Source organism: Thalassospira xianhensis MCCC 1A02616, assembly GCF_003326475.1.
Lineage (GTDB): Bacteria > Pseudomonadota > Alphaproteobacteria > Rhodospirillales > Thalassospiraceae > Thalassospira > Thalassospira xianhensis.
This window is the reverse complement of record NZ_JPWA01000016.1, coordinates 1-14,638: the sequence shown is the minus strand read 5'-3', so window position 1 is coordinate 14,638 and position 14,638 is coordinate 1. Positions and strand designations below refer to the sequence as shown.

Genomic DNA, 14,638 nt, shown 5'->3' with positions numbered 1-14,638 from the left:
TTATCGAAATGTCCCTGACTTTTCTGTTGCTCGCGGTTGCTGCACTTTGCGCGCTGTCATTCTATTTCGGGCGGCAGCGGGCCGTTGCCCTGTCGGGCGGCCGATACAGCAATCTGCATTCCCTGCCAGCCCATTACGGGACCTATACGGCGATGTGGTGCGGTATTCCCGCGCTTTTGCTGCTTCTGGTCTGGTACATGTTTCAGGGATCGATCATCGAAGCGATGATCGTTTCCGATCTTCCTGCCGAAATTACCGGTGACTCGGGCCGTCTTTCACTGGCCCTGAACAGTATCTCGCTGATTGCTGCGGGTAATGGTGAACATCTGTCGGTTGATCCGGAAGTCGTGGAAGCGGGCCAGCGTCTTGCGAACCTGCAGACCATTGCCAATGCGGCACTGGTTGTCGTGATGCTGAGTACGGCGATGATCGGGCTGGCGCTGTCGTATCGCAAGATCGCGAAAGAAATGCGGGCACGCAACAATGTCGAACGTATCGCGCGTTATGCGATGATCGCCTGTTCCGGGATTGCGATCCTGTCGACCGTGGGGATCGTTTTCTCGCTGCTGTTCGAAGCGCTGCATTTCTTCTCCAAGATCAACCCGATCGAATTCCTGTTCGGACTGGAATGGAGCCCGCAGACGGCGATCCGTGCCGATCAGGTGGCATCGGAGGGGGCCTTTGGTGCGATCCCGCTGTTCGTGGGGACGCTGCTGATCACCTTGATCGCGATGTTTGTGGCCGTGCCAGTCGGTTTGTTCTCTGCCATCTATATGGGCGAGTACGCATCATCGAAATTCCGTGCTTTTGCCAAACCGGCCCTTGAAATTCTGGCCGGTGTTCCGACGGTTGTGTATGGCTTCTTTGCTGCCCTGACGGTTGCGCCGTTCCTGCGTGACAATGGTGCTGTTCTCGGACTGGATGTCAGTTCCGAAAGCGCGCTTGCCGCCGGTCTCGTTATGGGTGTGATGATCATTCCGTTTGTGTCCTCGCTGTCTGACGATGTCATGTCGCAGGTGCCCAAATCCCTTCGCGACGGATCTTATGGTCTGGGTGCCACAAAGTCGGAAACCATCCGTCACGTGATCCTTCCCGCTGCCCTGCCGGGGGTTGTCGGGGCGGTTCTGCTGGCAGTGTCGCGTGCAATTGGTGAAACCATGATCGTGGTTATGGCCGCCGGACTTGCGGCCAATATGACGGTCAACCCGTTGCAGGCGGTTACCACCGTTACCGTGCAGATCGTAACACTTCTGGTCGGTGATCAGGAGTTCGACAGTGCCAAAACCCTGTCGGCATTTGCACTCGGTCTTGTTCTTTTCCTTGTCACCTTGGGCCTGAACGTTTTTGCCCTTAAGGTTGTTCAGAAGTATCGCGAGAAATATGACTGATATGGCATCGCTTATGGAAGATAGAGCCGCCGCAAAAGTGATCTCTGGCAATCTGCACACGCCGGTTGACTGGGATAGCCCGAAAATTGCCCGCAACATCAAAAAGCGGTATGCGGCGGAACGCCGGTTCAAGATCTACGGCCTGAGCGCGATTGCCATCGCTCTCATGGCGCTGCTCGTACTTGGTTATTCGATTGTTTCGAAGGGGTACAGTGCCTTCTTCCAGACCTATGTTCAGCTCGAAATTCATTTCGATCCGGCTGAGATTGATCCGGACGGAACAGGTGACCCGGCAGTTATCGGTCGCGCCAACTTCGATAGCCTGGTCAAGGAAGCATTGCGTAACCGGTTCCCGGATGTAACCGATCGCCGCGAACGTCGCGACCTTTATGACATCGTTTCGGGCGGGGCGTCCTACGATCTGCGCGAACGTGTGCTTGATAATCCGAGCCTGATTGGACAGACCCGAAAGATCTGGCTGATTTCGGGTGACGATTTTGACATGCTCAACAAGGGGTATATCAGCGCAGATACAGATGAAGGCGACCGTCGCCTGAACGATCAGGAAATCGGCTGGTATAACGCGCTGACATCTGATGGTGCCGTTGAGAAACAGTTCCACACGCGGTTTTTCACCAATGGTGACTCGCGCGAACCGGAACTTGCCGGCATCTGGGGGGCCGCAGTCGGGTCGTTCTATACCCTGGTTGTGACGCTTCTCCTGTCATTCCCGATCGGTGTTCTGGCAGCGATTTATCTGGAGGAGTTTGCCCCGAAAAACCGTTTCACGACAATTGTCGAGGTCAATATCAACAACCTTGCGGCTGTGCCGTCGATCGTGTTCGGTCTTCTCGGGCTTGAGGTCTACCTCAATGTCATGCATCTGCCGCGTTCGGCACCGGTTGTCGGTGGTTTGACGCTGGCACTGATGACCCTGCCGACGATCATCATCGCATCGCGCGCAGCGATCAAGGCGGTACCGCCGTCAATCCGTCAGGCTGCCCTTGGACTTGGGGCATCTCCGGTACAGACGGTGACCCATCATGTGCTGCCGCTGGCAATGCCCGGCATTCTGACCGGAACCATCATCGGCATGGCGCAGGCACTTGGTGAAACCGCACCGCTTCTGATGATCGGTATGGTGGCATTCATCGTTGATGTTCCGGGGGGCGCGCTTGATCCGGCGACGGTTCTTCCGGTGCAGATTTATCTGTGGGCTGACAGTCCGGAACGTGCCTTTGTCGAGAAAACCTCGGCGGCGATCATGGTATTGCTGGGCTTCCTGATCCTGATGAACGGATTTGCCGTGTATCTGCGCAAGAAATTTGAACGGAAGTGGTAAAATGGCTGTTGTAACTCAAAGCGCAATGACGGCAGAGCCGTCAGTCACTAGCCCGAAAATGACGGCCCGTGACCTTAATCTTTTCTACAGCGACAATCAGGCGCTTTTCGATGTCAATCTCGACATTGTCGAACGTCAGGTTACTGCGCTGATCGGCCCGTCGGGCTGCGGCAAATCGACCTTCCTGCGCTGCATGAACCGCATGAATGATACGATTGACGGTGTCACGATCAACGGCAAGGTGACGCTTGATGATCGTGATATATATGACAAGGCGATTGACGTTGTTCAGTTGCGTGCCCGTATCGGCATGGTGTTCCAGAAACCGAACCCGTTCCCGAAATCGATCTATGACAACGTGGCCTATGGCCCGCGTATTCATGGTTTGGTCAATTCGCGTGACGAGCTTGACGAAATCGTCATGACCTCGCTTGAACGGGCAGGCCTTCTGAAAGAAGTCAAAGATCGTCTGCCGGAGCCAGCAACCGGTCTTTCGGGTGGACAGCAGCAGCGTCTTTGCATTGCGCGTGCGGTTGCCGTCAGCCCGGAAGTCATCCTGATGGACGAACCGTGTTCGGCACTTGACCCGATTGCAACTGCGAAGGTCGAGGAACTGATCGACGAGCTTCGTTCGAACTACACCATTGTGATCGTGACGCACTCCATGCAGCAGGCGGCTCGCGTGTCGCAGCGCACGGCGTTCTTCCATCTCGGCAAGCTGGTCGAAGTGGGCGAAACCGATCAGATTTTCACCAATCCCAAGGACGAACGCACCAAGGGATACATCACGGGTCGCTTCGGTTAATTCCGGGCAGGAGTATTTTAGATGGCCGACGAAAAACATCATATCGTCAGTTCGTTTGACGAAGAACTGACCCGTTTGAACAATATCATCTCGCAGATGGGCGGGCTTGCCGAAAGCCAGCTGATTTCTGCGATCCGCGCGATCGTCAAACGGGATTCGGAACTGGCTGAGAAGGTCATCCTTTCTGATCACCGTATCGATACGCTGGAACAGGAAGTACAGGACTTTGCCGTGCGTCTGCTGGCTCTGCGCCAGCCGATGGCGGATGACCTGCGACAGGTGGTGACCGCGCTTAAGCTTTCCAACGATCTGGAACGTATCGGTGATCTGGCGAAAAACATTGCCAAGCGTGCGCAGGTTCTGAACCAGGTGCCGCCGATCCGTCCGGTTCAGGTGATCCCGAACATGGCCAAGCTGTGCCAGGAAATCATCAAGGACGTTCTGGACGCCTATATCGAAGGTGATGCGGAAAAGGCCCAGCGTGTCTGGGCGCGCGATCAGGAAGTTGACGATATGTACAACTCCCTGTTCCGTGAACTGCTGACTTATATGATGGAAGATCCGCGTAACATCACGGCATCGACCCATCTGCTGTTTATTGCCAAGAACATCGAACGTATTGGCGATCATGCGACCAATATCGCCGAAACGATCTACTATCGGATCAAGGGCGAAGACCTGCCGATGGATACTCGGCCAAAAAATGACGCGGCGAACTTTGCCGTCGTAGAACCGAATGAGTGACACTGGAGCATAGGAAGATGGACCCAACGGTTCTTATCGTCGAGGACGAAGCTGCAATCGTAACCATGTTGCGCTACAACCTCGAACGCGAGGGAATGCAGGTTGTCGAAGCCGGAGACGGTGACGAAGCGTTGAAAATTCTGGCCGAAACCCATGTCGATCTGGTCCTTCTGGACTGGATGCTGCCGGTGATGTCAGGGATCGAGGTTTGCCGCCAGATCCGCAGGAAGCCTGAAAGCCGCGATTTGCCGGTGATCATGGTCACTGCGCGTGGCGAAGAAGGCGACCGCATCCGTGGCCTTGATACCGGTGCCGACGATTATGTGACCAAGCCGTTCGCGATTGGCGAATTGCTGGCGCGTATTCGTGCGTTGCTGCGTCGGTCCGGCCCGGCGCAACCACAGGGGCAGTTGATCTATTCCGATATCGAAATGGATCTCGCGGCCCATCGTGTCAGCCGCAATGGCAAGGCCATCCATCTTGGCCCGACCGAATTCCGTCTGCTGCGTTACTTCCTGGAACATCCGGGGCGGGTTTTCTCGCGCGAGCAGCTTCTGAACGCGGTCTGGGGGCCGAACATCTATGTCGAAACCCGGACGGTTGACGTACACATTCGCCGTCTGCGCAAGGCACTGAATGACGTCAAGGGAACACGTGATGTCATCCGTACAGTTCGTGCCGCCGGTTACGCACTGGATGTCGAAGCCGCCTGATCGTGGCGTGGTTATTCCGGAAGACGAAATGAAATACCCCCATCCTTGTGATGGGGGTTTTTGTTTTCAGGTGGTTTTCCTGGATTTCGCCGGTTTGGCGGGTTTTGGGGCCGGGTCTTCGGTTTTCTGGCGCGCGGTGCGCGGCGCAAGTTCGTTCATCAGCAGCATATCGGCACGTCGGAACTTGGCTATTTCGGTGTCGATATCTTCCTGCGGGATATCGCAGGCGGCCAGAACGTGATCTGACAGGCGCAAACCGGTTTCGAGGACTTCGGGAATGGCGGCATCGGCACCACTGCGCGACAGGGGCCCGATATGGGTGATGTCCTGCGCACGGGCAAAGATTTTCAGATGCGGGTAATGCTGGCGCAGCAAGGCGACCGTCTTTTCGGTTGCATGCGGGTTCCCCATCGCGACAGCGGCAATATGCGCCTGTTCGGTATGGGCTGCGCGGAATGTTTCCGGACGTGACCCGTCGGCAAAATAAACCGGCAGACCTTCGGCACGGCCGCGTGAAACCTGCTGGGCATCGGATTCAAGAACGATGAACGGGATATCCTTGGTCCTCAGCAGACGAGCCAGAACCCGACCGACACGCCCGCAACCAATCACCAGAACATGTTTCTGAATGCCATCGGTTTCATCTGAAATTTCGCTAAGCTGATCGTTTTCCTTGGGATGGAGCTTTTGTTCGATCCGGTGACCAAGCGAAATCAGGGTGGGTGTCAGACCCATCGAAATCGCAACAACCGGGATCAGCATTACGGCAATATCAATCGGAACCGCCCCGTTCTGGGATGCCAGTGCCAGCATGACGAAGGCAAACTCGCCACCGGCTGCAAGGCTCATGGCAACTCGGATCGATGAAGCCCGGTTAAAGCCGATCAGCAGGGATAGTCCGAAAAGTACCGCTGCCTTAACGACCAACAGCCCGATCAACCACAAAATGATGGTGCCAGCCTGTCCGATGACCACATTGGCATTGACCGACATACCGACCGACATGAAGAACAGCGACAGGAAAACCCCGCGGAAGGGTGAAATGTCGGCTTCGATCTGATGGCGGAATTCGGTTTCGGCCAGCATCACCCCGGCGATAAAGGCACCAAGCGCCATCGAAAGACCGGCCGCTTCGGTCAGGGTACTGGCAGCCAGAACGACAAACAGCGTGCCGATTGCGAAAAGTTCCGGATTTTTTAGGGACGCAATATAGCGAAACAGTCGTGGCAGCAGATAGCGGCCGGCCAGCAGCAGGACGGCAACAGCGCCGACACCACTTAACGCACTGATCCATGGGCTGGTTTCGGTTCCCGCCTTGCCAGCAGCCTGTACCATGATTAGGAAGGGGCCAACCGCAACGTCCTGCAGCAGCAGGATGGCAAGGGCGGCGCGCCCGAAACGGGTGTGCAGCTGGCGTTCATCGGAAAGCTGTTTGAGGATAATGGCCGTTGATGACAGGGCGAGTGCCCCGGCGATTACGATAGAGGCGGGCATATCGTAATTGATCAGCAGCAATACCCCGAACATCACTGCCATCGTAACACCGATTTGGAGGAAGCCAAGGGTAGCAAACCGGCCGCCAATCACGCGCAGGCGTTCGCGCGACAGTTCAAGACCGATCATAAAAAGCAGAAAAACAATGCCAAGCTCGGCCACGGTTGAAATGTCTTCGCGGTCACTGATCAGGCCAAAACCAAAAGGGCCGATGCAAAAGCCGCCGATCAGAAAGCCGATGATCGAGTTTGCACGTAATTTCTGGGCCAGCGGCACAGCAATTACCGCGGCGGTCAGGACAAGGAACAGCTCGAAAAGAACGCTGTGAGACATGATGGGATATGCGTCCGGCGAAGATAGGCGTGTAAAAAAAATCGTTGAAATCAGGATAGCGGAAATACCCCTATGATTTCTATGGAAATTTCGCGTGTGCGAAGGCATCAGTGAAGGATGACATGTATTAAGACTACGCGACCGTGGTGATTACGTTCGGCTTGCGTTTCAGTGTGGGAACAGCATCACACCGATATGGCAAATGGTCCTTCGGTAGGACGACGCTGCTTGCTATTCTGGGTTCGTAATGCCATGTTCCGCTGGCCCGTTAAAAGGCACAGAAATAATCAAAATTTTCCCCAGACGAGCAGGCCGGCATTGGAACAGTTCATCCCTTATTTGCAGATTATTGGTGGTCTTGTGCTTTTGACGGCCGGTGGCGAGTTTATTGTTCGCGGCGCTGTTGGTCTGGCACTGCTAATGGGCGTTTCCAAGATTATTGTCGGTCTGACCGTGGTGGCCGCTGGCACGTCGGCCCCCGAATTTGTCGTATCGCTGAATGCGGCACTTGCCGGTTCGGGGGATATCGCGATGGGGAACGTGGTTGGCTCCAACATTGCCAATATTCTTCTGATTCTCGGGGCGACAGCGCTTCTGAAACCGATTGCTGCATCACGAACCATGGTTGTGCGTGATGGCGGTACCATGTTGCTGGGCACGGTTCTGTTTATCGGACTTTGCATGTTTGGTGTTGTCGAACGCTGGGCAGGGGCGGTGATGCTGCTGGTTCTGGCGGCAATCTGGTATTTCACCTATCAGCATGACAAAAAAAGCCCGGGCGAAGCCAGCCACTTGCATGAGGAAGAAGTCGACGAAGTCGGCGAGGTGCCAAGCGGTTGGCTGAAACCGATTGTTGCGACCGTTATCGGTATTGTTGCCCTGACCTATGGTGCCGATCTTCTGGTGAATGGTGGTGTTTCGGTCGCACGCCAGTTCGGGGTTTCTGAAGCCGTGATTGGTTTGACACTTGTTGCGTTCGGAACGTCGCTTCCGGAATTGGCCGCATCAATTGTTGCGGCGTTCCGCGGGCATTCCGATGTTGCACTTGGCAATGTGGTTGGTTCAAACCTTCTGAACCTGCTGGTGATTATTGGTGGTGTGTCGCTGATTGCTCCGATTGCGGTGCCTGATCAGATTCTGCAATCCGATCTGTGGATCATGTTGGCGGTGACCGTGCTTTTGCTGGTTGTCGGCTATTTCCTGCACGGTGTGTCGCGGATTACGGGGATTGTCTTTGTTCTTGCCTATCTTGGATATGTCGCAAGTCTGGTCATGGCATGATCCGTCGTGCCTGCCTGAAACCGTTCACACGGTGATGGACCGGCAGGCAGGTTTGATTGTAAGTTCCGGGATTGCCGAACATAAATGACGGCGCGCCCGATATTTAAAGGCGACCGCCCGCCCCGGAAAAGGGGGCGCATCTTGACGGACGGGATGGAAACCGGATGACAGGGATAATGCCGAAAACGGTCCTTGTGACAGGGGCTGCGAAGCGTATCGGACGGGCTTTATCGCTTGATCTGGCTGCGCAGGGATATGATGTTGCCCTTCATTGCCATTCCTCCCGAAGGGATGCGGAACAGCTTGCCGATGAAATCCGTGCCCTTGGCCGTCGTGCCTGCGTTATTTCGGCCGATCTTGGCCGGGAAGAAGACACCGGGCGTGTCGTGCGCGAGGCAACGGCTGCACTGGGCTCGATTGGCGTTCTGATCAACAACGCATCCACCTTTGAATATGATGATATTGGCACTGCCACGCGTGAAGGCTGGGACTATCATATGGAAGCCAATCTGCGTGCGCCGTTCGTGCTGTCGCAGGATTTCGCCAAACGGTTACCGGACGGGTACAAGGGTGCCATCATCAACCTGATTGATCAGCGCGTCTGGAATCTGACACCGCATTTCATGACCTATACCTTGTCCAAGGCAGGTCTTTGGACCCTGACCCAGACGCTGGCACTGGCATTGGCACCGCAAATCCGGGTCAACGCCATTGGCCCCGGCCCGGCACTGCCTAGTGTTCGGCAAACACAGGAAGTTTTCGATCAGCAATGTGATCAGACTCCCCTGAAAATTGGGACAAACCCGCAAGAGATTTGCGACGCGGTACGATTTTTCCTTGCCGCGCCAGCCATCACCGGGCAAATGTTAGCGCTTGACGGCGGGCAGCACCTGAATTGGGCGCCCAGTGGCGAACAGAATATGCCAGAGGAATGATGCATCGGGCTTGGGTTCCGGACATCTGGCCGCAGAAGCGCAGCACAAGGAAGACCAGACCATGACCGCAGGCCTTAAGCAGGACGATAACATTACGACACTGCCCTATGCAGATCATGCAGGCAGTTTGCGTCGTGTCTTCGTGCGCGACATGGTCGTCGAAACATCCATTGGCGTATATGACCACGAAAAACATGCCCCTCAGCGGGTGCGTATCAATCTGGATCTTGCCGTACTCGAAGGCGAAGGTGTCCAGAATGATGATATTGCCACTGTTTTAAGCTACGAGGATCTGGTGACAGGCACGAGGGAAATCTGCCGTGACGGTCATGTGAACCTTGTGGAAACCCTTGGGGAAAAACTGGCCGATATGTGCCTGGCGGATCGCCGGGTGCGCAAGGTAAACGTCCGGGTTGAAAAGCTTGATGTCTTTGACGACGTTGCAGCGGTCGGGGTCGAAATAGAGCGCTTTAATATCGCGCGCTGATCGCATCGGTAAATCTGCGTAAAATTTACTTTTGTTAACGGTTTTGGACGGGGACTCTTTGATTCCTCTAGGCCGAATCGCTGCCGCCCTTATGCACAAGCATCTGGGGGCGTGGAATCAAAGGAAAATATTCTTTTTTGACTCCTCTATTACCGAATGTTTTCAGGTTGACAGTATTTTTTGTTAATTAAATCAATAACTTAACTTGTTTGCTCAATAAATGTGCACTTCATAGAACGTTAAGACTCTCAAGGGGTGTAGCAAAGAGCCCCCCTATTACCCACAAACTTATCCACAGCCTTGGTGGACATCTTTTTCCGGTCGCGATTCTGTGAAGTGATGTTGCGGCGTTAATCTTTTTGGGTATTGTCGGAAGCCCGTTTGAGAAGTGACCGCCGTCACAACTTTTGATTTTTAATAAATCTGCCGGAGACGCCTGATGAAGCCTGAAACCCCATCCGAAAACCCCGCCCGGGAAATCGGATTGTCGCTTGAAAGCGATGAGTATGACGGGGGAGCTGCGCGCGGTGTCGAGGCCATCAAACATGCGCTGAAAACCATGCCGGGATCGGCAGGTGTCTATCGCATGATCGATGACAAGGACCGGGTTCTTTATGTTGGCAAGGCCAAGAACCTTAAAAAGCGTGTGGTGGCCTATACTCGCCTGATGCAGTTGCCGATACGGATTGCCCGCATGGTGGCGCAGACGGTCCGTATGGAAATCATCACGACCCATACCGAAGCCGAAGCGCTTCTGCTTGAATCCAACCTGATCAAGAAACTTAAGCCGCGCTACAACATCCTTCTGCGCGATGACAAAAGTTTCCCCTATATCCTGATCACCGAGGATCACGATTATCCGCGTATCGTCAAACATCGTGGCGCACGGGCCAAGGATGGCAGTTGTTTTGGTCCGTTTGCGTCCGCCTGGGCGGTGAACAATACGATTAATCACTTGCAGCGTGCCTTTTTGCTGCGGTCCTGCACCGATGCGGTGTTTGCCAACCGGTCGCGTCCGTGTCTGCTGTATCAAATCAAGCGCTGCTCTGCGCCGTGTGTGGATCGGGTTGCCAAGGCCGAATATGACGGACTTGTTGATATCTGCCGTGACTTCCTGACCGGGCGCAGCCAGAAAATCCTCAAACAGCTTGAAACCGACATGCTGGCGGCATCCGAACGCATGGATTTTGAACAGGCTGCGATGTATCGCGACCGTATCCGTGCGCTTAGTCAGATACGGTCACATCAGGACATCAATCTTGAAGGCGTTGAAGAGGCCGATGTGATTGCGCTGCATCACGAAGGCGGGCAAAGCTGTGTTCAGGTCTTCTTTTTCCGGTCCGGGTCGAACTATGGCAACCGGTCCTATTTCCCGCGACATGAGCAGGGGGCGGAAATACCCGAAATCCTGTCGGCCTTTGTCGGGCAGTTTTATGCCGATAAACCGGCCCCGAAACAGGTGCTGCTATCGCATGAAATTGAAGGTCAGGAACTGGTCGAAACCGCATTGTCGATCAACAACAACCGCAAGATCATCCTGCAGGTGCCCAAGCGTGGTGGTCGGCGCAAGCTTGTTGAACATGCGTTGACCAATGCAAAGGATGCGCTGGGACGGCGCATGGCCGAAAGCGCGTCACAACGCAAATTGCTGGAAGACCTGGCGGACAAACTCGAACTGGACGGCACGCCGGAACGGATCGAGGTTTACGATAACAGCCATATTCAGGGCACCAACATGGTCGGCGGCATGATCGTTGCCGGGCCCGAAGGTTTCATGAAAAGTGCCTATCGCAAATTCAATATCAAGGGCGATATCGCGCCGGGTGATGACTTTGCCATGATGCGTGAAGTCCTGACCCGGCGGTTTGCCCGTGCGCAAAAGGAAGACCCGGATCGGGAAAACGGCACATGGCCCGACCTTTGCCTGATTGACGGCGGTTTGGGGCAGCTTGGTGTTGCCCGCGAAGTGCTTGAAGATCTGAGAATCGAAGATGTGATGCTGGTTGGTGTCGCCAAGGGTGTTGATCGGAATGCTGGCAAGGAAGTGCTGCATATCCCAGGAAAGCCGCCCGTGCGCCTTGATATGCAGGACCCGGTTCTGTATTTCATCCAGCGTCTGCGTGATGAAGCGCACCGTTGGGCGATTGGCACACATCGCGCCAAACGGTCCAAGCAGATCGGTAAAAGCGTTCTGGATAATGTGCCCGGCGTTGGCGGGGCGCGCAAAAAGGCACTGCTGCATCATTTCGGCTCGGCACGCGGGGTGGCCGATGCCGGTTTAACCGATCTTGAGGCGGTGGATGGCATCAGTGCCGCCCTTGCGCGCAAGATTTACGATCATTTCCACGGGGAAAACTGATCACGATCAGGGGCCGTTTCATAACAGGTTTGTTGCAATTGAACGCGGCACTTGTGGTAACTGCCCGGAGACATTAATAATTGCCTCGCATCGGGGAGACAGAAAACGCTTCGCCGGACCGTTCGATACAATACCCGCAAACAGGCCCGTTTATGAAAAACCAGATTCCCAATCTGCTAACCTTGTCGCGCATCATTGTGATTCCGGCTCTGGTTGCGTCCTTTTATATCAGCGGGCCGGTTGGTAACTGGATCGGATTTGTGCTGTTTGCCTTTGCCGGGGTGACGGACTTTTTTGACGGTTACCTTGCGCGCAGCATGAATGTGGTCTCGCCGTTGGGCCGGTTCCTTGATCCCATCGCGGATAAGCTTCTGGTGGCAGCCGCCCTGATGATGATGGTGGCGTTTGAACGCATTTCCGGTCTGGCCGTTTTGCCCGCTGTGATCATCATGTGCCGCGAAATCATGGTATCGGGTCTGCGCGAACATCTGGCCGAACTGAAAGTTCCGCTGCCGGTGACGGTCCTTGCGAAATGGAAAACCACGGCACAAATCCTTGCCATCGGGTTTCTTCTGGTCGGGGATGCGTCGCCCGACATGATCCCGTCGATCCTGATTGGTGATATCCTTCTGTGGATTGCCGGTCTGGTGACGGTTCAGACCGGATATATCTATCTTCGCACTGGGCTAAAGCATCTCGATTAACGTCCGCAGAGCATAAGGTTCCGCATGGCACGCGTATCCGTTCAGGAACATGATTTTGATCCCGGCGCCGAACTGGCGTCCCTGACCGATGGCCGCACCGATATCGGGGCGGCGGTCAGTTTTGTAGGGTTGGTACGTGATATTCACGGCGGTGATCAGGTTTCGGCCCTGACCCTTGATCATTATCCGGGGATGACCGAACGCGAACTTGAAAAGATCGCAGACGAAGCCACCAAACGCTGGCCGCTTGACGATGTGCGGATCGTGCATCGGTTTGGCCACATGTTACCCGGTGAACGGATTGTTCTGGTGATAACCCTGTCGGCTCATCGTCGTGCTGCGTTCGAAGCCTGCGACTTCATCATGGATTTTCTTAAAACCCGGGCCCCGTTCTGGAAACGCGAAGAAACCGCCCAAGGTGATCATTGGGTCACGGCGAAGGCATCAGATGATGCTAATGCTGATCGCTGGAAAACGGATTAACCGACAAATTTTGCCAGCAACCCGACAAATTGCAGCAGCGCGGTCTGGATTTGGGCGGCATCGTCGATCCGGTCTTTAAGGTTCTTCATCTCGGTTATATCCGCATCGGTGATTGCCGATGCATTCTGGATCAACCGCTTTGCCTGAAGTGTCACAAGCTGATCAGCCGCTTTATTGCGTGTTTCGGCCATCACAAGTTTTTCGTTGATGTCTGACGACTGGTAGGCCGCGTCGATTTCAATGAAGCTGGCTTTGGCGGCCCTTATCAATTCATCAAGATTGCTCATGGTGATACTCCCTATTGTGCTGGTATCGCGGTTGCACTGCCAGTGGCGGTTTCAAGCAGGTTGTTGCCCTGTGCGACAAGTTCCGTCGGTGGCAGGTTACGAACTTCTCCGGCCAGTGCGATGCCCTGTTCGGCCGCACCAATCAGGGCGGTCACATCGAGTTTCGCGTAACTGTTGATCTGATTTTGCAGATGCGCGCCAAGCGAGGATGCCGTCATGAAGCTGCGTAGCGTATGTGTTTGAAGCAGCTTTTCCTCGGCCATCAGAGCCTGCCAGTCCTGCCACCAGATTTGCAGACGCAATGATTTAGCGTCGTCATCATCGTTTGGTTCGGATCGGATTTTGTTCAGTTCGGCGATCAATGTGCCGCGACGTACCAGATATTGCGGCGGGTCTTTGGCCAGATCGCTGGTGATGGCGTCAAGCTGACTGCGCAGTTTTTCAAGGATCGGACCGGAATCCATGACCGCCGATGCCCCAAGGGCCGATCCGCCCTCGATCTGATCGAAAATCGCGACAAATTGCCGATATTGGCTGCGCAGATCAGCCAGTGTCTTTTGCCATTGTTGCGCAACATTCGGATCGATTTTAACCGCATCCGGATCAAGCAGGGTGGGCAGATTGGATGGTGTCACCTTGCCGGTGAAGGCTTCCATATTTGTGATGAATTCGGATTGCCGGGCGTTTTGCGATTTTGGTGTCGGTGCAAATTGCGCGGTCTGTGCCGTGCCATAGGCTTCAAAGGCATCCTCGGTCGCGCTGCCAAACTGGGTGACCGTGATTTTCAGCGTTTCGGCCTTTTGCGAACAGGCGGCCAAAAGCCCGATGCCAATAATCAGTACTGCCTTGCGTGTGAATTGGTAGATCGATGAAACTGCCATAACGTCCCCATCACGTGATCATGCTCGTCATCTGACGGGGGCAGGGGGCACATGTGATGGCAAAAATGACAAAGGCCGCAGATTTGCTGCGGCCTTTTGATCCGGAAACGGCAGATGCTATTTGCTCAACATGAAAAGCGCCTGATTGCCAAAGAAATTGGCAAGCCGGGAATGGCTGTCCAGGCTGACTTTTGATCCGCTTTCGTTAAGCACCATCGATCGTTCGATTTTAAAACCACACTCGTCACAAAGGGCAACGAAATCTCGGACGGTGCAGAAATGGATGTTCGGGGTTTCGTACCACATGATCGGCAGGTTCGGGTTTTGTGGCATGCGCCCACGGAACATCAAATCAAACCGCGCCCGCCAGTGACCGAAATTCGGAAAGGAAACGATGGCTTT

At 54.7% G+C, this 14,638-nt stretch carries 15 protein-coding genes; 11 read left to right on the top strand and 4 right to left on the bottom strand.

Annotated features, from left to right (window positions below):
* Positions 1–8: 8 nt before the first annotated feature.
* Genes pstC through phoB form a run of 5 tightly spaced genes read left to right on the top strand, consistent with a single transcriptional unit; the run spans position 9 to position 4,992 of the window.
* Positions 9–1,388 (top strand): phosphate ABC transporter permease subunit PstC, encoded by a 1,380-nt coding sequence (gene pstC, locus TH5_RS13835; RefSeq protein ID WP_114122357.1) that lies wholly within the window; start codon positions 9–11, stop codon positions 1,386–1,388.
* Entirely contained in the window at positions 1,381–2,730 is a 1,350-nt protein-coding gene (gene pstA / locus TH5_RS13830) for a phosphate ABC transporter permease PstA (RefSeq protein ID WP_114122356.1), read from the top strand. The genes pstC and pstA overlap by 8 nt, the downstream gene beginning before the upstream one ends.
* A 1-nt stretch (position 2,731) precedes the next feature.
* Complete coding sequence (gene pstB / locus TH5_RS13825; RefSeq protein ID WP_062951342.1) at positions 2,732–3,535, top strand: phosphate ABC transporter ATP-binding protein PstB; 804 nt, start codon at positions 2,732–2,734, stop codon at positions 3,533–3,535.
* A gap of 21 nt (positions 3,536–3,556) precedes the next feature.
* Positions 3,557–4,279, top strand: a complete 723-nt coding sequence (phoU, locus tag TH5_RS13820) for a phosphate signaling complex protein PhoU (RefSeq protein WP_085645515.1) — start codon at positions 3,557–3,559, stop codon at positions 4,277–4,279.
* A gap of 17 nt (positions 4,280–4,296) precedes the next feature.
* Positions 4,297–4,992, top strand: coding sequence for a phosphate regulon transcriptional regulator PhoB (gene phoB / locus TH5_RS13815; protein WP_007091986.1), 696 nt, complete (start codon positions 4,297–4,299; stop codon positions 4,990–4,992).
* 66 nt (positions 4,993–5,058) lie between these two features.
* Here the strand turns inward: phoB and TH5_RS13810 are convergent, their stop codons facing one another.
* Positions 5,059–6,819 (bottom strand): cation:proton antiporter domain-containing protein, encoded by a 1,761-nt coding sequence (locus tag TH5_RS13810; RefSeq protein WP_114122355.1) that lies wholly within the window; start codon positions 6,817–6,819, stop codon positions 5,059–5,061.
* A gap of 318 nt (positions 6,820–7,137) precedes the next feature.
* Between TH5_RS13810 and TH5_RS13805 the strand changes: the two genes are divergently transcribed.
* From TH5_RS13805 to moaE, 6 genes are all read left to right on the top strand, one after another.
* Positions 7,138–8,100, top strand: a complete 963-nt coding sequence (locus TH5_RS13805; protein WP_114122354.1) for a calcium/sodium antiporter — start codon at positions 7,138–7,140, stop codon at positions 8,098–8,100.
* A gap of 176 nt (positions 8,101–8,276) precedes the next feature.
* The gene (locus TH5_RS13800; RefSeq protein WP_114122353.1) at positions 8,277–9,035 is read left to right on the top strand and encodes an SDR family oxidoreductase; all 759 of its coding nucleotides are present in this window, start codon (positions 8,277–8,279) and stop codon (positions 9,033–9,035) included.
* Between the two features lie 61 nt (positions 9,036–9,096).
* Positions 9,097–9,522, top strand: coding sequence for a dihydroneopterin aldolase (folB, locus tag TH5_RS13795; RefSeq protein ID WP_051682075.1), 426 nt, complete (start codon positions 9,097–9,099; stop codon positions 9,520–9,522).
* 439 nt (positions 9,523–9,961) lie between these two features.
* The gene (gene uvrC / locus TH5_RS13790) at positions 9,962–11,881 is read left to right on the top strand and encodes an excinuclease ABC subunit UvrC (RefSeq protein WP_114122352.1); all 1,920 of its coding nucleotides are present in this window, start codon (positions 9,962–9,964) and stop codon (positions 11,879–11,881) included.
* A 152-nt stretch (positions 11,882–12,033) separates the two neighbouring features.
* Positions 12,034–12,585: a CDP-diacylglycerol--glycerol-3-phosphate 3-phosphatidyltransferase gene (pgsA, locus tag TH5_RS13785; RefSeq protein ID WP_114122351.1), complete on the top strand. Its 552-nt coding sequence runs from the start codon at positions 12,034–12,036 to the stop codon at positions 12,583–12,585.
* A 24-nt stretch (positions 12,586–12,609) separates the two neighbouring features.
* Positions 12,610–13,068: a molybdopterin synthase catalytic subunit MoaE gene (gene moaE, locus TH5_RS13780; protein ID WP_114122350.1), complete on the top strand. Its 459-nt coding sequence runs from the start codon at positions 12,610–12,612 to the stop codon at positions 13,066–13,068.
* On the opposite strand, the gene TH5_RS13775 is transcribed toward moaE, so the two are convergent.
* The 3 genes from TH5_RS13775 to TH5_RS13765 form a co-directional block, all read right to left on the bottom strand.
* Positions 13,065–13,355: a hypothetical protein gene (locus TH5_RS13775; RefSeq protein WP_114122349.1), complete on the bottom strand. Its 291-nt coding sequence runs from the start codon at positions 13,353–13,355 to the stop codon at positions 13,065–13,067. The two genes, moaE and TH5_RS13775, sit on opposite strands and share 4 nt — an antisense overlap.
* An 11-nt stretch (positions 13,356–13,366) precedes the next feature.
* The gene (locus TH5_RS13770) at positions 13,367–14,236 is read right to left on the bottom strand and encodes a hypothetical protein (RefSeq protein ID WP_114122348.1); all 870 of its coding nucleotides are present in this window, start codon (positions 14,234–14,236) and stop codon (positions 13,367–13,369) included.
* Positions 14,237–14,353: 117 nt separating this feature from the next.
* On the bottom strand, positions 14,354–14,638 hold a 285-nt coding region (locus tag TH5_RS13765), incomplete at its 5' end, for a methionine biosynthesis protein MetW (protein ID WP_244204916.1).

Bases quoted from the DNA above. Each gene is read 5' to 3' on its own strand.
- pstC (WP_114122357.1), top strand. From the start codon at position 9: ATGTCCCTGACTTTTCTGTTGCTCGCGGTTGCTGCACTTTGCGCGCTG.
- pstA (WP_114122356.1), top strand. From the start codon at position 1,381: ATGACTGATATGGCATCGCTTATGGAAGATAGAGCCGCCGCAAAAGTG.
- pstB (WP_062951342.1), top strand. From the start codon at position 2,732: ATGGCTGTTGTAACTCAAAGCGCAATGACGGCAGAGCCGTCAGTCACT.
- phoU (WP_085645515.1), top strand. From the start codon at position 3,557: ATGGCCGACGAAAAACATCATATCGTCAGTTCGTTTGACGAAGAACTG.
- phoB (WP_007091986.1), top strand. From the start codon at position 4,297: ATGGACCCAACGGTTCTTATCGTCGAGGACGAAGCTGCAATCGTAACC.
- TH5_RS13810 (WP_114122355.1), bottom strand. From the start codon at position 6,819: ATGTCTCACAGCGTTCTTTTCGAGCTGTTCCTTGTCCTGACCGCCGCG.
- TH5_RS13800 (WP_114122353.1), top strand. From the start codon at position 8,277: ATGCCGAAAACGGTCCTTGTGACAGGGGCTGCGAAGCGTATCGGACGG.
- folB (WP_051682075.1), top strand. From the start codon at position 9,097: ATGACCGCAGGCCTTAAGCAGGACGATAACATTACGACACTGCCCTAT.
- uvrC (WP_114122352.1), top strand. From the start codon at position 9,962: ATGAAGCCTGAAACCCCATCCGAAAACCCCGCCCGGGAAATCGGATTG.
- pgsA (WP_114122351.1), top strand. From the start codon at position 12,034: ATGAAAAACCAGATTCCCAATCTGCTAACCTTGTCGCGCATCATTGTG.
- moaE (WP_114122350.1), top strand. From the start codon at position 12,610: ATGGCACGCGTATCCGTTCAGGAACATGATTTTGATCCCGGCGCCGAA.
- TH5_RS13775 (WP_114122349.1), bottom strand. From the start codon at position 13,355: ATGAGCAATCTTGATGAATTGATAAGGGCCGCCAAAGCCAGCTTCATT.
- TH5_RS13770 (WP_114122348.1), bottom strand. From the start codon at position 14,236: ATGGCAGTTTCATCGATCTACCAATTCACACGCAAGGCAGTACTGATT.